Source organism: Candidatus Nitronauta litoralis (assembly GCA_015698285.1).
Classification (GTDB): Bacteria; Nitrospinota; Nitrospinia; order Nitrospinales; family Nitrospinaceae; genus Nitronauta; species Nitronauta litoralis.
The window spans coordinates 3,586,412-3,606,833 of record CP048685.1 but is presented as its reverse complement, the minus strand read 5'-3'; the positions used below and the strand labels follow the sequence as shown (position 1 = coordinate 3,606,833).

At 47.0% G+C, this 20,422-nt stretch carries 27 protein-coding genes; 9 read left to right on the top strand and 18 right to left on the bottom strand.

The annotated features are described in order from the left end of the window. Window positions 1–24 precede the first annotated feature (24 nt). The 3 genes from G3M70_16525 to G3M70_16515 are packed head-to-tail and all read right to left on the bottom strand — an operon-like array spanning window position 25 to window position 2,387. Entirely contained in the window at window positions 25–828 is an 804-nt protein-coding gene (locus tag G3M70_16525) for a hypothetical protein (protein ID QPJ63394.1), read from the bottom strand. A gap of 53 nt (window positions 829–881) precedes the next feature. After that, window positions 882–1,091, bottom strand: coding sequence for a DUF2892 domain-containing protein (locus G3M70_16520; GenBank protein ID QPJ63393.1), 210 nt, complete (start codon window positions 1,089–1,091; stop codon window positions 882–884). 15 nt (window positions 1,092–1,106) lie between these two features. Continuing rightward, window positions 1,107–2,387 (bottom strand): Glu/Leu/Phe/Val dehydrogenase, encoded by a 1,281-nt coding sequence (locus G3M70_16515; GenBank protein ID QPJ63392.1) that lies wholly within the window; start codon window positions 2,385–2,387, stop codon window positions 1,107–1,109. An 81-nt stretch (window positions 2,388–2,468) separates the two neighbouring features. Here G3M70_16515 and nadC point away from each other — a divergent pair, with 81 nt between their 5' ends. Both nadC and G3M70_16505 read left to right on the top strand, forming a co-directional pair. Further along, on the top strand, window positions 2,469–3,395 hold the full coding sequence (gene nadC, locus G3M70_16510; protein ID QPJ63391.1) for a carboxylating nicotinate-nucleotide diphosphorylase: 927 nt from the start codon (window positions 2,469–2,471) through the stop codon (window positions 3,393–3,395). A gap of 30 nt (window positions 3,396–3,425) precedes the next feature. Continuing rightward, complete coding sequence (locus G3M70_16505) at window positions 3,426–3,869, top strand: hypothetical protein (GenBank protein QPJ63390.1); 444 nt, start codon at window positions 3,426–3,428, stop codon at window positions 3,867–3,869. Between the two features lie 6 nt (window positions 3,870–3,875). Here G3M70_16505 and G3M70_16500 read toward each other — a convergent pair whose 3' ends face one another. Continuing rightward, window positions 3,876–4,301 (bottom strand): DUF1566 domain-containing protein, encoded by a 426-nt coding sequence (locus G3M70_16500; GenBank protein ID QPJ63389.1) that lies wholly within the window; start codon window positions 4,299–4,301, stop codon window positions 3,876–3,878. Window positions 4,302–4,446: 145 nt separating this feature from the next. Here G3M70_16500 and G3M70_16495 point away from each other — a divergent pair, with 145 nt between their 5' ends. Then, complete coding sequence (locus G3M70_16495; protein ID QPJ63388.1) at window positions 4,447–5,052, top strand: hypothetical protein; 606 nt, start codon at window positions 4,447–4,449, stop codon at window positions 5,050–5,052. Between the two features lie 14 nt (window positions 5,053–5,066). On the opposite strand, the gene G3M70_16490 is transcribed toward G3M70_16495, so the two are convergent. The 5 genes from G3M70_16490 to tatA all read right to left on the bottom strand — a co-directional run bounded on the left by G3M70_16490 (window position 5,067) and on the right by tatA (window position 8,103). After that, window positions 5,067–5,459 (bottom strand): CBS domain-containing protein, encoded by a 393-nt coding sequence (locus G3M70_16490; protein QPJ63387.1) that lies wholly within the window; start codon window positions 5,457–5,459, stop codon window positions 5,067–5,069. Window positions 5,460–5,548: 89 nt separating this feature from the next. Then, the gene (locus tag G3M70_16485; GenBank protein ID QPJ63386.1) at window positions 5,549–5,896 is read right to left on the bottom strand and encodes a P-II family nitrogen regulator; all 348 of its coding nucleotides are present in this window, start codon (window positions 5,894–5,896) and stop codon (window positions 5,549–5,551) included. Between the two features lie 21 nt (window positions 5,897–5,917). Next, window positions 5,918–6,736 (bottom strand): DUF1538 domain-containing protein, encoded by an 819-nt coding sequence (locus G3M70_16480; GenBank protein QPJ63385.1) that lies wholly within the window; start codon window positions 6,734–6,736, stop codon window positions 5,918–5,920. Continuing rightward, entirely contained in the window at window positions 6,736–7,470 is a 735-nt protein-coding gene (locus G3M70_16475; protein QPJ63855.1) for a DUF1538 domain-containing protein, read from the bottom strand. The genes G3M70_16480 and G3M70_16475 overlap by 1 nt, the downstream gene beginning before the upstream one ends. Before the next feature lie 348 nt (window positions 7,471–7,818). Beyond that, window positions 7,819–8,103, bottom strand: coding sequence for a twin-arginine translocase TatA/TatE family subunit (tatA, locus tag G3M70_16470; protein ID QPJ63384.1), 285 nt, complete (start codon window positions 8,101–8,103; stop codon window positions 7,819–7,821). 131 nt (window positions 8,104–8,234) lie between these two features. Here tatA and G3M70_16465 point away from each other — a divergent pair, with 131 nt between their 5' ends. After that, window positions 8,235–8,756, top strand: coding sequence for a hypothetical protein (locus tag G3M70_16465; protein ID QPJ63383.1), 522 nt, complete (start codon window positions 8,235–8,237; stop codon window positions 8,754–8,756). 6 nt (window positions 8,757–8,762) lie between these two features. Here the strand turns inward: G3M70_16465 and G3M70_16460 are convergent, their stop codons facing one another. The 3 genes from G3M70_16460 to G3M70_16450 form a co-directional block, all read right to left on the bottom strand. Then, window positions 8,763–9,062: a flagellar biosynthesis anti-sigma factor FlgM gene (locus tag G3M70_16460; protein ID QPJ63382.1), complete on the bottom strand. Its 300-nt coding sequence runs from the start codon at window positions 9,060–9,062 to the stop codon at window positions 8,763–8,765. Continuing rightward, the gene (locus G3M70_16455; GenBank protein QPJ63381.1) at window positions 9,059–9,835 is read right to left on the bottom strand and encodes a hypothetical protein; all 777 of its coding nucleotides are present in this window, start codon (window positions 9,833–9,835) and stop codon (window positions 9,059–9,061) included. The genes G3M70_16460 and G3M70_16455 overlap by 4 nt, the downstream gene beginning before the upstream one ends. A gap of 386 nt (window positions 9,836–10,221) precedes the next feature. Further along, window positions 10,222–11,076, bottom strand: a complete 855-nt coding sequence (locus tag G3M70_16450) for a pirin family protein (GenBank protein ID QPJ63380.1) — start codon at window positions 11,074–11,076, stop codon at window positions 10,222–10,224. A gap of 320 nt (window positions 11,077–11,396) precedes the next feature. Here G3M70_16450 and G3M70_16445 point away from each other — a divergent pair, with 320 nt between their 5' ends. Both G3M70_16445 and G3M70_16440 read left to right on the top strand, forming a co-directional pair. Continuing rightward, window positions 11,397–11,606: a heavy-metal-associated domain-containing protein gene (locus G3M70_16445; protein ID QPJ63379.1), complete on the top strand. Its 210-nt coding sequence runs from the start codon at window positions 11,397–11,399 to the stop codon at window positions 11,604–11,606. Between the two features lie 225 nt (window positions 11,607–11,831). Beyond that, complete coding sequence (locus G3M70_16440) at window positions 11,832–11,999, top strand: helix-turn-helix domain-containing protein (GenBank protein ID QPJ63854.1); 168 nt, start codon at window positions 11,832–11,834, stop codon at window positions 11,997–11,999. Between the two features lie 172 nt (window positions 12,000–12,171). Here G3M70_16440 and G3M70_16435 read toward each other — a convergent pair whose 3' ends face one another. After that, the gene (locus G3M70_16435; protein ID QPJ63378.1) at window positions 12,172–12,393 is read right to left on the bottom strand and encodes a transposase; all 222 of its coding nucleotides are present in this window, start codon (window positions 12,391–12,393) and stop codon (window positions 12,172–12,174) included. Between the two features lie 62 nt (window positions 12,394–12,455). On the opposite strand from G3M70_16435, the gene G3M70_16430 reads away from it, so the two are divergent. The 3 genes from G3M70_16430 to G3M70_16420 all read left to right on the top strand — a co-directional run bounded on the left by G3M70_16430 (window position 12,456) and on the right by G3M70_16420 (window position 16,728). Next, window positions 12,456–12,701 (top strand): NAD(P)-binding domain-containing protein, encoded by a 246-nt coding sequence (locus tag G3M70_16430; GenBank protein QPJ63377.1) that lies wholly within the window; start codon window positions 12,456–12,458, stop codon window positions 12,699–12,701. A 666-nt stretch (window positions 12,702–13,367) separates the two neighbouring features. Beyond that, window positions 13,368–15,407, top strand: a complete 2,040-nt coding sequence (locus G3M70_16425; GenBank protein QPJ63376.1) for a TonB-dependent receptor — start codon at window positions 13,368–13,370, stop codon at window positions 15,405–15,407. A 247-nt stretch (window positions 15,408–15,654) separates the two neighbouring features. Then, a complete protein-coding gene (locus G3M70_16420; protein QPJ63375.1) occupies window positions 15,655–16,728 on the top strand; it encodes a hypothetical protein in 1,074 nt (357 codons plus the stop codon). Here the strand turns inward: G3M70_16420 and G3M70_16415 are convergent. The 5 genes from G3M70_16415 to G3M70_16395 form a co-directional block, all read right to left on the bottom strand. Then, on the bottom strand, window positions 16,713–17,012 hold the full coding sequence (locus G3M70_16415; protein QPJ63374.1) for a hypothetical protein: 300 nt from the start codon (window positions 17,010–17,012) through the stop codon (window positions 16,713–16,715). The two genes, G3M70_16420 and G3M70_16415, sit on opposite strands and share 16 nt — an antisense overlap. A 64-nt stretch (window positions 17,013–17,076) precedes the next feature. After that, window positions 17,077–17,430 carry a transposase gene (locus G3M70_16410; GenBank protein ID QPJ63853.1) on the bottom strand — a complete coding sequence of 118 codons (354 nt, stop codon included), beginning with the start codon at window positions 17,428–17,430 and terminating at the stop codon, window positions 17,077–17,079. A gap of 209 nt (window positions 17,431–17,639) precedes the next feature. Beyond that, a complete protein-coding gene (locus G3M70_16405) occupies window positions 17,640–17,969 on the bottom strand; it encodes a PepSY domain-containing protein (protein ID QPJ63373.1) in 330 nt (109 codons plus the stop codon). A gap of 570 nt (window positions 17,970–18,539) precedes the next feature. Continuing rightward, a complete protein-coding gene (locus G3M70_16400; protein QPJ63852.1) occupies window positions 18,540–20,024 on the bottom strand; it encodes an FMN-binding glutamate synthase family protein in 1,485 nt (494 codons plus the stop codon). Between the two features lie 189 nt (window positions 20,025–20,213). After that, entirely contained in the window at window positions 20,214–20,390 is a 177-nt protein-coding gene (locus G3M70_16395) for a hypothetical protein (protein ID QPJ63372.1), read from the bottom strand. Window positions 20,391–20,422 lie beyond the last annotated feature (32 nt).

The window sequence follows — 20,422 nt, the reverse complement described above, 5'->3', positions numbered from 1 at the left end:
GAGGTGTGGTTAAATAACTATTAACTAACTTTGCAGCGTGGTGGGCCGCTTACCCAATATCCTCGGCAGCATCAGTCCAAATGGAATTATCCAGAGCAGAATATAAGTAAAAGGTTCAAGGTAGTAACGCTCTTTGTAAAATACAGACAGAGGTTCCACCCGTTTGTCTTTAAGCTCAAACATCCTCACCATATTGTCGATATCTTTTTTGGAATGTACTTCCTTCTCATAAGCAATCCGAGCAAGCCCCGGGTTTTCCTCAACAGCCTCTAAATCCGCTTCAATCACCACTCCAAAATCCGGATCCAGAATCCACCATTGTCCCGGTTCAACTTCAGCAGTGAGGATCCGGTGATTGGATAGCCCAAGCATTTTTGCGGGAATGCCATTGCGAGCCAAAACCTGAAGTAGGATGATCGATTGCTGCGAGCATAAGCCTACTCCCCGCTCGACCGCTTTTCGATAATCAAAAAATTCCCACTTCCCAAACCAATCAGGAATAACCCGGCCGAGAGCAGCTAGAATATAATTTTCGGCCCACGGTACCCTGAGGTGGTAGTCGTCCAATCCCTCATCTTCCCAGTAGTGGGCGATTCCCTTGTGAATCACTTCATTGAGTTTATACAGCCAGAGACCTCTGTCTGCATCAGGTTGTTCCAGGACCTGTAATACTTTTTCAAGCGGAAGAATAAGTTCCTTTTTTCCCGTGTTTCCCCTTGCTTCCTGATGAATGACAGGATTGCGGAGTGTCTGGGACCAACCATAGATATTTAATCCCAAAAGAAAAATCCCCAGGAAAAATGAAATCGTTTTCCAATGGGAAGGCATGCCTCGTTTAATTAAAAAAGGTCCGGACGACAAGCCTGTTTTTGTAAAGCATATTAATTTTCCGCTTTTGGTGGAAGGGCACAGGTGTTGATTCCCTGGCAAGTGTAGAAAACACATTTGCCAGTCATGCCAGAAAAGGTCACGACTAAGCCCACAATTACAAAGGCACAACCCAGGCTGCCATTACTTGCAATTCCTCCAAAAACAAGTCCCAGTCCCAAAATCATCCTTATTAATCTATCCGTGGTTCCAACGTTTTTCATTTAACTATCTCCCTTTTATAGCCAGGTTAGTTCTGGTTGTCCAAGCCGGTCTTCAGCTAATGCCAGGGCTTCTTCCCTAAAAGTTTTGTCTTTGATGGGGCTCGAATTTAAACGACCCATTATTTCTTTCGTGTTCCTTGCAACAGTATTATAAATCAAATTTTCAACATACGAGCGACCATTATTTCCGCTTGCTAAAACCCGGGCTCGATAATCTTCATCCATCGTCATTTCCAACTCTGCGGCACAACCGATAACGCCCCCTACATTGACAATAAAGTCTGAGCAATTGAGGATGCCGCGCCTGTTTTCCAGGTAGTATTCAGTTAAACGATTGCTCGGTGCATTGGCTCCCTGGATTACTATTTTGCAATCGATTCTATCAGCGTTTCTAGCCGTGATGGCGTCCGGGCGGGCGGCAGGTATCAGGACATCGCAGGGGGCTTCCAGCAACCAGTCGACATGTTTCGAATCGAATGATTTTTCAGTTTCGTCTGAGTAATGGATCAGACCTCCCTTTTTCTTGGCATCCATCAGGGAGGAAATATTTAGGCCTTTGGAATGAAATATTGCCCGATTAATATCAGATGCGCCGACTATCCGGGCTCCCAAAGCCGCCAGTTTTTCTACTGCAGGTGCTCCGACATTGCCGAATCCCTGAACCACTACCCGGCAACCTTTTATGGAAAAGTCACCTTGCAAGGACTCCAGAGTTTCAAGGGCGGAGACCATTCCATGAGCCGTCAAAGCCCAGGCGTCGATTGGAATTCCACCCGTTTCGGGTAACCGAGAAGCTCCACCACGTTTATGAAATTTTGTCCCGAGTTTCTCGCTATAGTAGTCATAAATTTGCTGGACATCGTGATCATTGGTACCCATATCGGGAGCGGGTATGTAGGAGGGAAGGGTGAACAATGTTTCAGCGGTAAGGTGAATCAGTTCTTTTTTGAAATCCGGATTTGCTATTAGTAAATCAGGGTTCCCAACCAATCCCGCTTTTCCACCTCCATACGGCAGGCAGGCAACGCTGTTCTTGAGCGACATGGCATAGGCGAGTCTTCCCACTTCGCTTAATGTAAGGTCCGGGGCAATGCGGATTCCGCCAAGACCTGGACCTCGATTGGTGTTGTCGACGACTACGAATCCCTTTGCCTCTCCCGTAGCAGGGTCAACCATGCGGTAGCGGGATTGCTCTTCAGCTTGATCGTGAACCGAAAATCGTCCTCCGGATATTTGAGGGAGTTCCTCCAACTCCAGGCGCTTTGGAAGCTGGGGTATTGATTCAGAATTGCTCATAAAAAATTGGAATCAGGAGAGGGTGGGATGTAGAATTTATTTTTTGATTTCAGGAAATTTCGTGTCAAACTTGCTTGGAACATGAGACCGTCTTCTTTGAAAACCTCATATGAAACGAAACAAGCCTTGAGCAGTCAGCACAGTCCAGCGAAACGTATTAAAGCCCGCATTGTACCCGGTTTTGAGGAAATTCAACACTGGGTAAGGAGTGCACTTAAGGAAGATATTGAAAGTGGAGACATCACCACAGAATCTATTGTAGAGCCTGATCGCAAGGCGCGTGGATTGGTAACTGCCAAGGAACCCTTGACCTTGTGCGGTTTAAAGCTGTTTGAAGCTGTATTCAAGGAGCTGGATCCAAATTGTTCTTTTAATATTTTTGGGCATGAAGATGGAGAGCAACTCAAGCCAGATTCAAAGGTGGTGGAAGTTGAAGGTACAGCCCGTGCTGTACTGATTGGCGAAAGGACTGCGCTTAACATCATGCAACGATTGTCTGGTATTGCAACCCAGACCAGGCAATATGCCAAGGCTGCACATCCAGTGACATTGCTGGACACTCGGAAAACAACCCCCGGTCTTCGTGTTTTTGAAAAGTACGCTGTTGCTTGCGGTGGAGGGACCAATCACCGGTTTGGTTTGTTTGATGCGGTCCTGATCAAAGACAATCATATAAAGATAGCCGGGGGTATCAAAGAGGCGGTTGATCGCGTCCGTGAAAATCTGGGAGAGGAACAATCGATTGAAGTTGAAACCACCAGTACTTCCGAGATTGAGCAAGCACTTGCAGCCGAGGTGGATACCATTTTACTGGACAACATGGATAATGAAGCGGTTCGGCAAGCGATCAAGCAAATAAACGGGAAAGCAAAAATTGAGGTTTCAGGAAACATCACGTTGGACCGGTTAAAGGACCTGAGCGGAATGTGTATTGATTATATTTCAGTGGGTGCCCTGACTCATTCGGTCCGTGCGGTTGACCTGAGCCTTAATATCGATCTATCCTGAAGCTAAGAATATTTAAAAGGGATTCATCCAATGCCTTGCCATGACACCTCAGCCCTGATATCCGTCAAGTTTGATAATAGTGAACACTTGTTAGAATATGATTTCTCGAAATTAACCTGTCAGAAAACGATAGGGAGTGACAACGGGTTTCTGGATTTTAGTAAGGGCAGGGAGATGACCGCCCTGGTTGAACTGGAGTTTCAGGATATTGTAAATTATTTGAAGGTTGAGAGCTCGGAAGAACAGTTTTTGCTTTATCTGGAATGGGATGCCCTTCGCAGCACTATCCTTCACTACATGGGGAAAAGTGAGGAGCTGGACACTACCCGGTATCAGTTGGAATCGATTGATTACCAGGAGGAGGGCGTGGAAATCCGACAGGTTATTCGTCCGCCAAGAGAGATGCCAAAAATTGTTTCCTGCGCAGTGAGTGCGAGGTCTGCTCAGGTTACAGAGGCTCCTCAAGAAGAGTAGGGGAAATCATTCATCTCCCCACAGCCGAACCGGCCTTACATATCCCTGGGAAAAATCCTTGTCATAATGCTGGGATAATCCACTCTGGTAGGAGAAGTAATAGGCCGCTTGCTGGTCAAAGGGCAGAGCCCATGAGGCGTTGCCTCCACCTTCTTCAAACAGGTCAGGAAGGTGGATTTCAACATTAGATCGTCCTTTAATAGTACTATCAGGAGTGTGCAGGGTTTCGATTTCATGATTCTCCGGCATGCGCCAGTCATGAAACCCCAGGTAATCTTTGCGGTTTAAATTATCGATGAACGTCATGGCTTCATCGAAATCAAGCCAGTCCTGAGCGATTTGCCAGGAGTCCTTTTGAGCCCACGCAATTTTCAGCTGGTTGTCAAAAACAGTGCCGTCACCCCGGTCGACAAATCTGGGTTCCTCGGACATGAATTGTTTCCCTCCGGAATTGGGTATCGTCACAACCATTCGCATGGTTGTTCATTGAAATTTAATGGCCTGGAATTAACACTTTACCAAAACCGTTCAATCTTATACAGTAAACCCCCGATTGGCGCAATCCTCGAGGAGAGTTATGTTCGCTACCCGAAAATATATTATTTTGATTTTCCTGGCAGCTCTGGGAACATTATCCCTGTTGGGTGAGGCGATTGCTTTCAACTTATCCTTGCAGATTGGTCAGTTGAATATTGGCCAGGTTGCGACAGGGGAGTGTCAGGCACCACCGCCTTCGATTGAGAGATTTCAAACCATGTCCACCGGCGGACTCATAGGCGGCTTTTTAATGGTATTTCTGGGGATTATCCTTGATAGCAAAAAAATAAAAGCGGTTTGTTGGGCATTGGCGGTGATCCCCTTCGGAGTGTGGGGTTATGCCAATTTTCTGGTCGATTATGATCAGATAAAGAAAACAATTTTTAACCTGGACATCAGGGCGGAACAAACTCTTTCCAATATTGCAGAAGCTCAGGATCGGTTCAAATCAGAGCAGGATGAATATATTAAGGATTTATCAAAAGTAAAATCTCATCTTGCTGGTGCGCACGGTTTGGACGAGTGCGTTGATATTCTTGAACTCAATGTATCCTACGAACATTGGGATGCTTCCGCCCGCCATGTATCAAGCCCCAATATTGTCAAATGGGACAGCACATCCGGAAGTTCCATGAAAAAAGGGTGACCTGCCTCTAAAATCTATTCGTCTTTCCAGTGATGCACAATTCCATTTAATGAGACAAGTCCAGCAACCTGGTCACTGCTAATCACCATTCCGTATGAAACATTGAAATTAGTCATCAGCCGCGCAGCATAAATTACTGGCATATCCCCTGGAATCGATAACACCGGCTTTGACATTATTTCATAGGCATGGGTTTCATGAAGTCTCCTGTTCAGCCCGATCACTTTTCTCGCGATATCTTTTAATGTGAGAATTCCGTAAACATCTACTTTGTCTCGAGGTTCAACCAGAACTGCATTCAAATTGTCTTTTTTCATTTGAGGCAACACATCCGAAATCTTGGCAGTGCCCTCAATTTTTTTGAAATTTGGCATCATCACTTCTAGGACTCTTAGATTTTCAGGCATCAGACTCTCCAACTGATTGAAAACTTACTTCGAAAATTTATGATGATTTAATTATGCTTTTCCCTGGACGTATACTGGTCGGGAAGCGGTTATATGTAACTGTCCTTCACATCCTTCTCCATCGTAGGGAGCTGGCTTTCCAGCCCAATCGCGCGGTCGACCAGGAGTGAAAATGCAATTCCGTTTCCAGATTCATTCAACTTTCCTGCCTCGTAGATGGCTTCCATTATTTTGTTGGCATGAAAATCTTCCACTAGAAAAAGCAACAGATCTTTCTGGGATTCCACAGTCAATCCGAGAAATGACTGGTTGTTGTGGATACCTTCTCCTCTGGCATTTAAAATGGTTGCGCCGGTAGCGCCTGCTGCCTTCGCAGCAGTGATTACATCTTCCTGATAGTCGTCGTTGACCAACGCAAGGATAGCTTTAAATCGCATGATTCCTCCATTCGAAACTGCTCATTGTTGCGTGTCCGGGGCAGGGGAGTCCTCTTTTTTCTTTGCAAAGTAGGCTCCAATCATAGCATAGCCCAGGACACTGATTATCGGAAAGAGGGAAGCAAAAGCAATGAGGCCGAATCCGTCCATTAAGGGAGACCGGCCAGGAACATTGGACGCCAACCCGATCCCCAATGCAACCACCAGCGGCACGGTGACGGTCGACGTGGTTACTCCGCCAGAATCATAGGCGAGTGGGATAATGAACTTGGGGGCGAAGTAAGTCTGGATCATCAGGAAAAAATATCCTCCTATAATGTAATACTCCAGTGGATTCCCGACCACAATTCTGTAAGCCCCCAGTCCGACCCCGACTGCCACTCCAAGTGCTACAGCGATTCTTAGTCCCAAGGGTGATATTGAACCGGTGGAAATTTCACTGGCTTTCAGGGCGACCGCAATTAATGAGGGTTCTGCCATAGTGGTTGAGAATCCAATGAAAAAGGCAAATACCAGAGCCCAGATGTAAACCATGGCACCAGGTTGAATGCCCTGTTCTAGGGACGCTTTTAATCCCGGATTGTTTTCGGCCAGAACTGCAGGATTAGACAACTGGTTGGCCATGGCCTTGCCAATGGGAAAAATACATTTTTCAAGACCGACCAGAAAAATAGCGAGACCAACGATCACCAGTGCCATTCCAAATAGGATGCGTTTCAAATTCGGAAGTTTTTTCTGAATGGCGACAGCCTGGAAAAATGTCAGGACGATAATGATCGGCATGACATCCCGTATGGTTCCGGTAAAGGAATCGGCTAATAATGCGATATACCCTTCCATTAACCTCCCACTCCATAAACAACAATCCCGAAAACAAGAACAAACAGGATAGGCAACAGGCTGGCCAGTGCAATGATCCCAAATCCATCCGTTACCGGGTTGCGTCCGCGAATACTGGAAGCCAGGCCAACGCCTAGGGCGGTGATCAAGGGGACCGTGATGGTTGAGGTGGTGATCCCACCTGCATCAAAAGCAATACCGATGATTTCTTTTGGCGCAAAAATTGTGACACTGATAATCAGCGCATATCCTGTGATGATAAAGTGAACAAGAGACCAGCCTTTGATAATTCTAAAAACACCCAGGGCACCGGAAATACCTACAGAGCTCGCAATGGTGATTCGGAGCCAAAAAACAAAATTCCCCAGCGAGGACTTTTCTATGGCTTGCCCTTGAACAGCAAGTTCTCCGGCTTTTCTGGCTATTACGGTTAAGGCAGGTTCTGCAATTGTGGTGGAAAAGCCCAGAGCAAAACCAAAAAATATCACCCAGGGACCGCTCCCTTTTGCTGCAAACTGACCGGCCATTTTTTCGCCGATAGGGAACAGGGCCGTTTCAAGTCCGAGCATAAAGATGAACAGGCCGCCAACCACAAGGACCAGGCCAAACAGACTTTCCGCCAGATTGGGAAACGGTTTTTGAATTATCAGGGTTTGAAAACAGATGATCACTATCAGGATGGGAACGACATCCATGAAAGAGGCCCACAATTTTTTACTGAGTTGCTTGACCATCTGTTGCATAATTGAAACGACTCCAACACAATATACTTTTTGCAGGGTAACGGCTTGAAGTTGTTTTAACAAACCTTACTTTAATAAAAAATTAAAAAATAATTCAGGCCAATGTGTAAAAAAAGAGGGTGGTCTAAATAGAAATTCAACAATCCAGATGAGGGGGAAAATTTTTTGTGGTTAGATTGGGGGAGAAGCCTGGGCGGGATGAGGTTGGCCGAGCTTTCAGGCTGAAACAGGAAACAGCCTCTTGGCCGAAGTATAAATGGTTAGGATAAGTAAAAATTCTGGTCGAGAAGAACAGGGAAGCGAAGCTGTTAATTAACGAACCCCGCTTCCCAATAGAAATTAACTATTTTCGGTGGCTTTCGGGGTATCAGCGTCAGCTTCAACCGGTTCAGGAGCGGGTTCTGAAGTTCCCGCACTTTCGGCGTTTTCAGCCACGGCCCCGGGTTCTGGAGCGGACTCTACTTCGCCCTGCGCTTCACCTTCCTCTGCTTCTTTCATGGAGGTCTTAAAATTCTTGATGCTCCTCCCGAATGCACTGCCAATTTCCGGCAATTTTCCGGCTCCAAAGATAATCATAATAATTACCAAAATGATCATCAGTTCCGGAAACCCTATTCCCATCATGGTCCAACTCCAGTAAAGGTTCGGATAGAAGCGTCAAGTATAACAAAAATAAAGCGAAAACCAAGTCCCTTTCGAGTACATTAGAGGGGCAGACTCGAAACGGATAAACCTATACGGCATTCAGGAGGGGTATGAACGAAGACTTTGACGAGGGGCTCACCCAGGAGAAAATCCTGGAACTTTTCTTCGAGATGGGGGGGAGTCTTGACAAGATAAATACTGCCATCGATGACCGGTTGTTTAAGAACCGGACCCGAAAAATCACAACATTTGAGATGTTTATCAAAAGCCGGATTGAAACCAATCCAAAGGTATTGAAGATGGCAAAAATGGAAATTGATTTCGTGGAAGCAATTTACCTCAGTCAGTACCCCGCTTTGAAGGATTTGGAAATTCTTGATTTAAGACAAAACCCCATTTTAGATTCGGGGCTGATTGCTCTATGTAATTCCGAGGTGTTAAAAAATATAAAGGAACTGGATATCAGGAATTGCACCATCACCCGGGATGGGCTGGTTGCTCTTTCTGAGTCGGAGACCCTAAGCCAACTGGAAAAACTGGATGCCCGTATGAATCGCCTTGGTAAGCGCTGGGAGGAAAAATTGATGGGGTTACCCAATTTACCAAATCTTAAAGAGGTGAAAGTTCTCTGAAAAAAATCAGAAAATAGAAGGCCCCTTGTTTTCACGGATCTTTTGAACCATTTTGTCGGCAATTTCGTCCGCTTTTATTTGATAGGCCCCATTCCCCAGAACTGTTTTAAACTTTTCAACCATATCGCGGCGGACTTCCGACGTACGTCTTTGTCCAGGGATCCTCGAAGCAGGGGAAAGGCTTACTTTGTCATTATCTTGAGGAATAGAAGATGCTTTCCCCTGGTTTTGTTTTTTTTCTGCTTTAGAAGAGGGGGTGATACCTGCTTTGCGCTCTATTTTGTATGATGGGTTGAATTCACTCATAACTCCTCGACCAGTTCAAAAACACCCTGAGGTATTAGGTTGGCCTGCCCCACCATAGCTGTGGCCGATTGAGTCAGGATCTGTTCCCGCGTGAAACGGGTCAATTCACTGACAATATTTTCATCCCGCGCCGCGGGCTCGGCTGCGCTTAAGTTTTCTATTTTGATATTTAAATTGCCCAGGGCTTTTTCGAGCCTGGCCCGGGCAGATCCTGCTTCCTCTTTTATACTTCCTAATTTATTGAGTGCTCTCACCAAGGCATCCATTGCGGATAACGCTTCCCGCGGAGTGGTGACTTGTTCTTGAGATAAACCTGAGATTTCTTTATTAAACGCTTCCTTGTTTATCTTGTTTTCCAGAATATTTGAACTCTGACTATCAAACGCTTGCGATACATCAATCCTATCCAGTTTTTCTTTGAGTTGCTCGAATTCCAGATTAATTGCTTCACGCTCGGTTGCGCTTATAGATTCTGTAGCGGCTTCAGAAGCCAAATTCCTTAGTTGAATAATTAACTCAGTTTGTTTTTGAAGAGAGCTGTCCAGAACACTAACCAACTCAAGATCATGGGTGATGTCACTAACTTCGTTTGCGAAGCTTTGGTTTGATGTCCGAAGATTTTCGGTAAGGGCAGGGCCCTTGGGATCAACACTAATTTGATCAGTTGGGTTTAGAGTTGTGGGATGATCCGGTGAAACGGCAGAATTTTCTTCAAAGGGTCTTGAAGAACGCTGCGCAGGAAATGACAAGTCATTGAAGATTCGATGAAGCATATCCATATCCTCCTTAATATGGTGCTAATGAGTAATTCGGGCCCTCCCGGCCCACTCACCTGTTTATTGCGGAACCTGAGCAAAATACCTTTAGAAAAAAATACGATTTTTAGAGAACAACCATTATTTCTCTGGGTTGGGCGGAGTTTTTAGATAAAGGAGATAAAAACAGGCCTTTGCTCTAATAAGGCTAAGATCAATGAAATTGGAGGGTTCAAGCTGTTTGCTGAAAGCATGGTGAAGATTGGGGCTTGAATTATAAAAATGCCAAAACTATAATAAATTCAACTAGTTTTTCTCCTTTTGGGGTTCATCACAGGGCGAGTCTCCCCACCTGTTGATGAACCCCTTATTTTTTTCCTGCTCCTTAGGGGCAACATTATTTCCTAAAAATTTCCGGTAGCGTAGTCCAGGGCAGCTTGTCGGACCTCGTTTTCGGTGTTCATTACAAAGGGTCCTTGCCGGGCAATGGGTTCCTTGAAGGGAGAGCTCGCGATTAATAAAAAGCGGCAACCGCTTTTTCCAGCCCGGATTTTTACCCGATTCCCAGATCCCAATTCAGCAAGGTTTCCTGTTTCCAGGAGTTCTGTTTTATCCAGGGAAACTATAGATCCTTTGCCTTCAAACATATAAAGGAGGGCAGTGTGGTCTCTTTCCAGTTTTTCAGAAAATTCGCTGTCAGGTAAAAGTTGGACATCCAGGTAAACAGGATCACCCGTAATACCTTGAACTGCTCCTATGTTCCCCTCCTGTGTTTTCCCGGCAATTACCTTGAGGACGCATCCCACGCGCGATACGGTTGGAATCTTTTCACTGGAAAACTCATGATAGAAAGGTTCGGACATTTTTTCACTGGCGGGCAAATTAACCCAAAGTTGAAAACCGTGTAGAAGACCTTCATCCTGTTCCGGCATTTCCGAATGAATAATCCCGCGTCCAGCTTTCATCCATTGCACTGAGCCAGGAGTGAGCACGCCCGCATGCCCCTTATTGTCTTTGTGACGCATACGTCCTGCCAGCATGTAGGTCACCGTCTGGAATCCACGGTGCGGGTGATCCGGGAATCCCCCAATATAATCCAGAGGCTCGTCCGATTTAAACTCGTCGAGGAGAAGGAAAGGGTCGGCTTGCACTAACTGGCGTGTGCCCAGAGCGCGTAAAATTTTCACACCCTGACCGTCGGACACCCGTTGGTTTTTAACGATCAAATTTGCTGTTCGATAGTTTTCAGAATCGCTCATGATATTTTCGTTCCAGCCTCCGTCTTAATCCAAACTGTGGGATAATATTTCTGATGTCAAAGGAACCCGCTTCAGTTTTAGATTACCATTAGGAAAGGCAGTTTGGGGTGAATTCAATATTCCCCTTTCTGGAAGGGGGAAGGCGAAGCCAGAGGGATTGCTACGTATATCCAATTGAAAGATTCTTTTTTATGAAGTAAAAGAAGATGGAAGGATTTCCCCAGCTCTTTTCGTTAAAGGGGGAGCAAGCCAAATCTCGCATATGAGTTTGTCTTAAAATATTGAGAAAATTTTAGAAGGAAGAAAGGGAGAAAAAAAATATGGCTCAGGAAATATTAAAAGTAGAAGGAATGACTTGCGGCCACTGCGCCGAAACGGTGACCAAAGCGGTGCAAGGGTTGGCTGGTATTCAATCAGTCAATGTAGATTTGGACAAAAAGGAAGTCGCCGTGGAATTTGATGAGACCGCCACGCCACTTGAAAAAGTGTCTTCGGCAATTACTGGAGTGGGGTTTGAGGTGGTTAGTTAAACACTGGGAACTATAAAAAAGTTGGGATAGGGGAGGAGTGTGGTGAGTGCAGATGTTCCTGTGGAACTAGCTGGGAATGGAAAAATAATTAAGCCCGACAATCACGATGCAGAAATTTCAAAAATTGAATTCCTAAAATGTGAAATCCACGAGATCGGTTGACAGGTTTTGGCAATTTTAGAACTTTATCAACCGGAGGTCGTGATAACACCAGAAGAATGAGATATTCATCGTAAGCTTCGAGCCTTAGATCCCGCAAAGCCAATCAGAAACGTTTCCAAAACCTTCCGCTATTTTAGGATTTCAAGAACCACATTCTATGAATGGAGGCGGGCCTACGAGGAAAAAGGAGAATCTGGTTTGATTAACCGGAGACCCGGCCCTGCGTACTGATAGCACAGACTCCTAAACAGGGAGGATGATTTCTCGTTTCTCAGACGGACCGTATCTCATATACCGAATTTCTCTGAATCCGTGCCATCCATACTTATTTTAAGGACTCGATTCTTCAAGGCCATTTCTGCCACCAACGGCTTGAGATGTCCAATCTCTTTATTTAAATCCGTTAACTCAGTGGAGTTCGCTTCTCTGGCCATATCTCTATCATCTGTTTCTTCCCAGCTTTAAGAAAATCCTTGCTCCAGAGGTAATACAGGTTATCCGGAATCCCTTCACGACGGCAGATCGCCGAGATACTCTCATCACCTCTTAGTCCATCCAGAACTATCCCTATTTTCTCCTGAGATGAATACTTCTTTCTTGTCCGTATCCGAAAAACATTGACCATACCCTCACTCGACAATTTCTTTGCAAATACACCCTTCTTCTTTTCCGGAGAATTCGATCGGCATGCTCGATTTTAACTCGATAGCGATCGGTGTTTTGCCTTTCTTCAGCATGGAGGTTAAGCATCCGACGGGTGTCGAATACGCGTCGCTCCTGCGAGAAGTAGCGAATTTCTTCGAGCTGCTCATACGCGAGAAGACTGACGTTAAGCGGGTGACCCCAAGTTCGGGCAAAGTGGCAGTTATGGAACAACCTTTCCTGCAAATCGTGCATGGGACTTGCGGAAATATTGGCACCCAGAATAAATAATTTCAAAGGATCAGGGCCCGTTTCTTAATCAATTTGTCGTAATACCTTTAAAGGTTCTCCTCTCTTTCTTTAGTCGTGAAAACTGCCTTTGAAAACTAGGGCATAATAATTTTTTGCAAATACTTTGCATTTAATAAAAATATATATTATCGTGGCCTCCATTTTTGCAAATAATTTGCAAATTCAAAAGCTTGCTTCATTGACTTCGATTTCTCCTGAAAAGGGGGACTCCAGTTCGCTCTCTTCGGCGATTCTTTCCCGGATCAACCGCCGATATTTGTTGATCGTGTTGCGGTTCAAATCCGTCAATTAGGCGATTTTACTCGCCTCAATATCGAGTGCAAAAAACTTCATAATTTGCTTGAACTTCTTCATCGAAAATCGAGAACGTGTTTAAAGTCGGGTTTCGCCGCCTCATGACTGGATTTTAGCCCCTTTCAAGAGCCGTTAACTAGTAATGAATCATCAATAGTTATCAAAACCACAAGGACATATAAAATGGGACAAAGTCATATAGTTAATCGCCTCTCCGTCCTGCAAGCAGGGTGCTTGTTAATCAGCATGACTCTCTTGGTTGGATCGGTTACTAACGCAACTGCAGAGCCACCCAAGAAAGAGACCAAATCATCTATACTCCTCAATGAACTTGACATTAACGTCACGCGTATGAGCGATTCGCTCAAAACCGTGTCGCAATCCGTCACGATCGTGACCAAAGAAGAGCTCGCGCAGCAAACCACCATCAGTCAAACCCGTAATCTCGGCGAGGTTTTGCCCAAGCTCGTGCCGGGTCTGGCGTTGAGCAACCAGAGTACGGATAACTTCGGGCAGGGAATTCGTGGGCGAAACACGCTGGTCATGATCGACGGGGTGCCCCAATACTCCAGCATCAACATCGGCCGGGACCTCAATACCATCGACCCGGCATCCATCGAGCGCATCGAAGTTATTAGAGGGGCAACGGCCATCTACGGCAAAGGCGCCAGCGGTGGGCTGATCAACATCATCACTAAAAAGGCGGTCAAAGGGACGCTGACGTTGAACACGAATGTGACAGGCAATATGTCCCTGGCGCATCCGGACGACAGTTTCGGAGGGTCGCTGACGCAAGGTGTGACGGGAGGGAGCGGCCCGATTGACTACACGGTGACGGGGACATTCTCCCGAACCGGCGGCCAGTTCGATGCCGATGGCGACCGCACCATGCCCGGCTATCAGAATTACACCGGCGCGCTGGCCGACACCAACGTTTTCAACATCCACGGCAAGGTTGGCTACGACATCGACCAACAGCAGCGGATTCAGCTCTCGACCAACTATCATGACGTCGAAACAGACACGGATTATACGTTCGACCAGAACGTTGATGATACGTGTTCGCCCTTTACAGGATGCCGGACCAAAGCCAGGCTTCTCGAAGGCCTGTCGCTGGAAGATGAACCGCATCAAAAAAACCTCGTGACCAGTCTGGACTATACACATCAGGATCTGTGGGGCAGTCAACTGACGGCGCAAGGGTATTACCGCCGAGTGCGTGCGTTGTTTCCTCCCTTTAATCTGTCGGCATTCAGTTCTCCGGGGCTCACATGGCCCATCCAGGCCGGACGGACTGAATCTGACGTCTATGGGGGGCGTCTCCAGATAGTGACACCTATCCCTGTCGCCTGGAATCCGCGGTTACTCTACGGGGTCGACTACAACAACGAAGAGACGTCTTCGACCACCGACGTTTTCGACACGCCTGCTTACAATGCCAGCGGCGGGCGAGTATTTCAGTTCATGCGCGAAGCGCGGGGTATGTCCGGGAGACAACAGGATCTCGGATTCTTTCTGCAAACCGAGGTGAGTCCGTTGGAATGGGTCACGTTCCGTGGCGGCTTCCGCCACGAGCGAATTTGGATCAACGCCTCAGACTCGTATTTCCCTACCACGCCCGAATCGCAGTTCGGTAGCGCCACCGATACCAGTCTTGACGCGACGTTATTCAACGCGGGGGTCACGGCTCAGGTGTCTGATGCGGTCAGTATGTTTTTCAACTATTCGGAAGGCTTTATTCTCCCCCAATGGACGTCCCTGAGGGTTACGACTGAAGACCAAAGATTCGTACCGATTAAAACGGAGAATTATGAGCTGGGTGCCAGAGGAGATTGGGAACGCGTGCAAGGGAGCCTAGCCGTCTTCTACAACAAGTCTGAGTTGGGCGCATCCTTCGACGCGGTAGAGAATACCCTTGTCCGCGCTCCAGAGCGAAGGTGGGGGCTGGAATTTACCGCTGACGCGACGCCAATCGATAACTGGCAGGTGGGGACGACGGTGAGCTATCTGCTTGGCGTGAACGATACGGATGGTGACGGAAGTTTTACACCCATGGCCACTAGCGTGATTCCACCCGTGAAAGTGACCGGATACGTGGAGCATCTGACGTGCCCTGACCTGAGTTGGCGAAACCGTGTCCAGATTTTGTACTCAGGATCCCGAGATTTGGCATTCGATGCCGGGGTGGAACAGTTTCCGATCGAGAGTTTTGTGACCGTCGATCTGATCAGCAGTATACAGGCCGGTCCAGGGACGTTACGGTTTGGGGTGGAGAATGTGCTGAACGAGCTCTACTTTGCACCGCAAACGCAGTCGGATTCCTTTACTAACCGCAGCTATACCCCGTCACGCGGTGCAACGGCGACGATTGGATACTCGATCACCTATTAGTTTGTGACCTGGTGTGAGGGCATGCGATCGAAGCATTGAATCGTTAGGAGGGCAGCTTTCAGATGCTGCCCTCCTAACCAGAAGTCCGTTGGTGTTTCGGCCCAATGTCATTGACGCTTGGTTGAACCGCCAATATCCTCGGCGTGATCCAATGGGATGAGTCATGCATAAGGGAGAGCAGTGCATTGGAAAACCTGACCATGCCAGTGGAAGATTTGACTGTTAAACTATCGCTTGAATCCTATTCATGATGCGGATGAGAAAGGGTATGTGGGGTGAGCGGCTCAGAGTCCCACTTTTTCTGGCCTTTCTGGCTTCTGGTTTCGCCCTGTGCGGTATCGCAGCGTTCTTCTGGTCCGTAGAGGTTCAATCGGTCGTCACACCTTACTACTCTCCGTTCAGCACGGCGGCGGTCGTCATCTATTTGATTATCCTGCTGTGCGCGTGTGGATTCGCGGTATGGATCGGACGCCGTCCCGAGCAGCAGCAGAATGCCTGGGCATCCGCCATCCAGATCGTTCTGCGGTACTTTCTGGCGTTCACGATGCTGAAGTACGGCCTCGTCAAGATCATCCCGATACAGTTCACGCCGAAGCTATATTGGAACGATGTGCTCGCCGAGCACCTCCAACCGTTTGATCGCGCCTGGATATTCTTCTCCCACTCCCGCGTCTACGGGCTGTTCCTGGGAGCGTTCGAGGTGATCGCCGGATGCCTTATGATCGCCCGCAGGACTGCCTTGGTAGGCGCGATCGCGACTTTTTCGATCATGGTCAACATCACGTTCGTGAACTTCGAATACGGTGTTCCCATCGGTTGGAATTCTATTGTGTTCACGATGATGAGCGTTTATCTCATCGTCGCTCATGGCCCGAGGGTCCTGGCACTACTGTGGGATTATGATGCAGAACCTGCATCACGACGGCGAACACTGCTGGCGAGTCTGATCGCGCTGGCCTTCCTCGCATATCACGGAGTTGACCTGTACCGTACCCGGTACCATAGTGACTGGTTCTCGCCCGTATACGGAACCTGGATCGTACTTGACGCTGTGGAACAGACCGGAAGCCGGATCGAGCCGGCAACGCTCGGCTTCGACCGTATGTACTTTGAAGAAGGTAGTTATCTCCACGTTCGGGATCTCAACGGCCGGGTAACCGATCTATGGACATCCTACGATGTGGAGAGAAACCAGCTTCGCACGGTGCACCCCAAGTTCCAGTTCTCGGGGCGGTTCCAGGTCAACGGAGACCACCTCGAGCTGAGTGGTATCGAAAGCGTGAATCAGCTAACCTCGATTAATCTTCAGCGTGCACCGTGAGCACCCAGGTGCGGGGGTGCAGAGAATACATGCAGCGCATGCTCGAGGTCTGGCGATGAGGCGTGGTCGCACGTTCGGATTGACGGGCTGGTAAGCCTCAAGCCGAACTTAAGGGTAGTAATGATTGCGCACAAAAGGTCGTAGGCAGTGTTTGTATTTATATAAAGCTCTTCGATCTCATTTTTGAGGATGAATAGTTCCTTTACCATGAGCGTGACGCAATTTTCTTTTCTACCGTTTACGGCTCCGATAAAGATGGTCAAGTTATGCAGCGGTTTGGTCAATATAATTGCTCTGCGCAACATTTGCGATTACAGGTGGTTTTCTGGTTAAGGATTTTAGATTGTACTATGCGGCTTGGTTTTCCTCCACGTTGTTTTCAAACATGTATTGTGGATAGAGAGATCTTCCGTCCAGGAAGGTCTGCATGAGTGTTCTGTTCTGGCAGTGTTTTCCCTGATTGGTTCTTTGGTTGTTGTAATAGCGCATGAAGTCGTCCATGTCCTTTTGAATGGCTTCGATGGACTGGTACAGCTTCTTCCTGAACGCTACTTTGTAAAATCCTTTCTGCAGAGTCTGGTTGATGTTTTCAGTCGAGCCGTTGGTCTGCGGATGGCGGACCTTGATTCTGGAATGCTCAATGCCGGAAAGATGAAGGAAGAGTTTGCAGGGATGGGCCGCAGTACTCGGTTCCCCGGTCAGTTAAGATACGGGGCAACGCCATGTGCTGGGCGCGGCAGTGAGTGCGATTTTATCGAGATACACCCTGGCGAAGCCAAGGTTGGAATGCGTGTCGATTGCGGTCTGCTGGTAGAGCTTGCCGACTCCTAATATAAAAAGGCCCGGTGCCTTGTGGCTACCGGGCATGATGCAGGCGTGAGTGTTAATTAATCTTTATCGTTTTCTTCTTTCTATTCATATTCATTTGATTCGATTTCTACTTTTATCACTTTACCGTTCCGGGCATTGATGTGGATTTCTTTTTCCCAGCCATTGGGCATTTGAAGTTTCGCTTCATAAACCCATTGGCCATACTCCTTCTCCAGTTCGATTTCCAAAACCTTTCCGCCGCCTGTCTGTTTTGCAATGTCCATGGCCTGTTTCATATTGATATTCAGGTTAGAGGGAATTTCCTGATTTTCCGAGGCCTGGACTTGGGGGCCCTGGATTCCCAATCCCAAAAGTGCCACAAACATCAGAGCGGTTAACAATTGCTGGCTTGACTTTGGTTTCCTGTTCATTTTTGTAACCTCCATAAAATAGTCAAAAAATTTGCCGGTTTGTTCGGCCTGATAAATCCAATTTACCTTTCAAACCTTACGGAAAGATGACGGAAACATTACCAAATTTTAATGTTTGAGGAAGATCGCAAGGAGGATTAAAACGGAGAGGGGGAAACACCAGGATAAACCGGCTTCCTGTTCCCGGATGGCTTTTCAGGTCCACACGCCCGCCATGGGGAGGAGAATGGCATGGAGCACGCTCAACCCCAATCCTTGTTTTGTTCAGACCGATTGGAATCACCACGAAAAATTCGCTCAAATATTTTAGATTGAATCTCAGTTGAAATCCCTTCACGACGGCAGAAGGGAAAGATACTTTCAGTCAAGAGCACGAATCTTTTTCCAAGTCGAACACTTTTTACCCGTCCGATGACGATTCTCTTTTTCAACTCTTTCACTCGACCCCTTCTTCATAACGCCTTCCTTTGGATTGGAAAGGTTAATAAAAAGTGTCTCTTAATTTTTTTTCTGATTTTGGTCCGGGTTTAACTGACGGGGAATAATTTAAGGTGTTTTCTAAATTGAGCCTTATTTGTGTTTGTAATCTGGCAAAACATCTGGGCGCGGGAACAACTCGTCCATGGGGATGGACCTACTGTTTACTTGTACGATGCGAATATGCCTGCGATCCATCAAGCGTGGTCTGGCGACACCGCAGGAGTGAGAAATAGTCTCAACTTCATGAACAATATTTTTGCAGTAATTGGCAACATTCACTGCCTTGTCTTCAGGATTTAATCCCTTTTGCAGCCTTGTGTTGTGCGTTGCGATCCCCGTCGGGCAGGTATTCTTGTTGCAGTTTAAAGCTTGTATGCAGCCCAGTGAAAACATGAACCCACGCGCTGAGGTTACGAAATCAGCACCAGATGCGATAGCCCATGCTACTTCCGAAGGTGTGATCAGCTTGCCCGAACAAATGAGCCTAATGCGCTTCCGGAGATTATATTTGTGAAGAATATCAGAGACCAACGGCAAAGACTCCTTAATCACCAGCCCGACATTATCCATGAGTGGCATGGGCGCGGCCCCGGTACCGCCATCGCCACTATCGACAGTAATAAAGTCTGGCGCATTTTCAATACCGCGTTTGTGAATTTCTTCACACATGTCTTCCAACCAGCTATCACCTCCGATAACAGTCTTAAAACCAGTGGGCTTACCTGTAACATCTCGGATGTGAACAATCATATCCAGCAATGTTTCAACACTGTTAATTTCAGGGTGCCGGTTTGGGGAAATGGAATCCTTTCCTTCAGGGATACCGCGGATTTTGGCAATTTCTGATGTCACTTTGACACCCGGTAGCATACCGCCTTTACCGGGTTTTGCGCCCTGACTCAATTTCACTTCAAACATTTTGACCTGTTCATGAGCCGCAACTTCTTTGAGTTTACGATCGCAAAGCTCACCTTGATCATTACGTACACCGTATTTTGCTGTGCCGATTTGCATTACAATATCGCATCCCCCTTCCAGGTGATAAGAGGTAAGCCCTCCTTCTCCGGTATTCAGCCAGCACCCTGCCAACCGCGCACCCTTGGAGAGCGCCTGGACAGCAGGAATTGAAATAGATCCATAGCTCGTACCAGAAATATTGAATATAGACGGGGCATCGTAGGGATGGTTGCAATAAGGTCCAATCTTGAGCGACGGTATTTCCATAGAGTCCTGATCCAGTGTGGGAAACGGACAATTGACGAAAATCACTGTCCCCGGTGCGTTCAGGTTTTTGGTTGAGCCAAAAGCAACCGTATTGTCGTAGTCATTTGCCGCCCTGCTAATCCATTCCCGCTCAGCCCGATTGAACGGCATTTCTTCTCGGTCCATGGCAAAAAAGTACTGACGGAAAAACACCCCCAATTTGATGAACAGGTAACGAAACCTCCCCAAAGCCGGAAAATTTTTGCGAATGGCATCCTTGGTCTGACTTATATCAATGATAATTAAAATAATAACTGCCAGGACCAATAGACCAATGGTAAATACAAACCCTTGTAAAAGATAATGTTCCATAGTTTCCATAAAGTCGTAGTTCATCGTCATTATCCTTAATTACCTTGTTATGATTGTCATTTTTCAAACATCATGTTAGTGGTCACTATTTTTGTAATGCTCCGATTCTTCACGATCCATTTGGAATTGACGAGCTTTGATGAGGCCTCGAATTTCATTAGCCAATTGCGCGATACCGGCACCATACTTTTAAATCCGTTCTCCTCCCGTATGCCCGGCATTGACCAAGGGGAAGATGTCGATCAAATTCAAAATCACCTGTGCCAGTCCGAGCCGGTCCAAATTTTTATGGAGAAGGCATCCAGGTGAAACCAGGAATTTGCCCCGCAATCCACCAGAACAATTGCGCCACTTCTTCGTGCTCATAAAGCACTTTTTCGGGAAATACCTTTTCGATT

What these genes read in the sequence shown, in the direction of transcription:
- G3M70_16525 (QPJ63394.1), bottom strand. Translation starts at nt 828, where the DNA reads ATGCCTTCCCATTGGAAAACGATTTCATTTTTCCTGGGGATTTTTCTT.
- G3M70_16520 (QPJ63393.1), bottom strand. Translation starts at nt 1,091, where the DNA reads ATGAAAAACGTTGGAACCACGGATAGATTAATAAGGATGATTTTGGGA.
- G3M70_16515 (QPJ63392.1), bottom strand. Translation starts at nt 2,387, where the DNA reads ATGAGCAATTCTGAATCAATACCCCAGCTTCCAAAGCGCCTGGAGTTG.
- nadC (QPJ63391.1), top strand. Translation starts at nt 2,469, where the DNA reads ATGAGACCGTCTTCTTTGAAAACCTCATATGAAACGAAACAAGCCTTG.
- G3M70_16505 (QPJ63390.1), top strand. Translation starts at nt 3,426, where the DNA reads ATGCCTTGCCATGACACCTCAGCCCTGATATCCGTCAAGTTTGATAAT.
- G3M70_16500 (QPJ63389.1), bottom strand. Translation starts at nt 4,301, where the DNA reads ATGTCCGAGGAACCCAGATTTGTCGACCGGGGTGACGGCACTGTTTTT.
- G3M70_16495 (QPJ63388.1), top strand. Translation starts at nt 4,447, where the DNA reads ATGTTCGCTACCCGAAAATATATTATTTTGATTTTCCTGGCAGCTCTG.
- G3M70_16490 (QPJ63387.1), bottom strand. Translation starts at nt 5,459, where the DNA reads ATGCCTGAAAATCTAAGAGTCCTAGAAGTGATGATGCCAAATTTCAAA.
- G3M70_16485 (QPJ63386.1), bottom strand. Translation starts at nt 5,896, where the DNA reads ATGCGATTTAAAGCTATCCTTGCGTTGGTCAACGACGACTATCAGGAA.
- G3M70_16480 (QPJ63385.1), bottom strand. Translation starts at nt 6,736, where the DNA reads ATGGAAGGGTATATCGCATTATTAGCCGATTCCTTTACCGGAACCATA.
- G3M70_16475 (QPJ63855.1), bottom strand. Translation starts at nt 7,470, where the DNA reads ATGGTCAAGCAACTCAGTAAAAAATTGTGGGCCTCTTTCATGGATGTC.
- tatA (QPJ63384.1), bottom strand. Translation starts at nt 8,103, where the DNA reads ATGATGGGAATAGGGTTTCCGGAACTGATGATCATTTTGGTAATTATT.
- G3M70_16465 (QPJ63383.1), top strand. Translation starts at nt 8,235, where the DNA reads ATGAACGAAGACTTTGACGAGGGGCTCACCCAGGAGAAAATCCTGGAA.
- G3M70_16460 (QPJ63382.1), bottom strand. Translation starts at nt 9,062, where the DNA reads ATGAGTGAATTCAACCCATCATACAAAATAGAGCGCAAAGCAGGTATC.
- G3M70_16455 (QPJ63381.1), bottom strand. Translation starts at nt 9,835, where the DNA reads ATGCTTCATCGAATCTTCAATGACTTGTCATTTCCTGCGCAGCGTTCT.
- G3M70_16450 (QPJ63380.1), bottom strand. Translation starts at nt 11,076, where the DNA reads ATGAGCGATTCTGAAAACTATCGAACAGCAAATTTGATCGTTAAAAAC.
- G3M70_16445 (QPJ63379.1), top strand. Translation starts at nt 11,397, where the DNA reads ATGGCTCAGGAAATATTAAAAGTAGAAGGAATGACTTGCGGCCACTGC.
- G3M70_16435 (QPJ63378.1), bottom strand. Translation starts at nt 12,393, where the DNA reads ATGGTCAATGTTTTTCGGATACGGACAAGAAAGAAGTATTCATCTCAG.
- G3M70_16430 (QPJ63377.1), top strand. Translation starts at nt 12,456, where the DNA reads ATGCTCGATTTTAACTCGATAGCGATCGGTGTTTTGCCTTTCTTCAGC.
- G3M70_16425 (QPJ63376.1), top strand. Translation starts at nt 13,368, where the DNA reads ATGAGCGATTCGCTCAAAACCGTGTCGCAATCCGTCACGATCGTGACC.
- G3M70_16420 (QPJ63375.1), top strand. Translation starts at nt 15,655, where the DNA reads ATGATGCGGATGAGAAAGGGTATGTGGGGTGAGCGGCTCAGAGTCCCA.
- G3M70_16405 (QPJ63373.1), bottom strand. Translation starts at nt 17,969, where the DNA reads ATGAACAGGAAACCAAAGTCAAGCCAGCAATTGTTAACCGCTCTGATG.
- G3M70_16400 (QPJ63852.1), bottom strand. Translation starts at nt 20,024, where the DNA reads ATGGAACATTATCTTTTACAAGGGTTTGTATTTACCATTGGTCTATTG.
- G3M70_16395 (QPJ63372.1), bottom strand. Translation starts at nt 20,390, where the DNA reads ATGAGCACGAAGAAGTGGCGCAATTGTTCTGGTGGATTGCGGGGCAAA.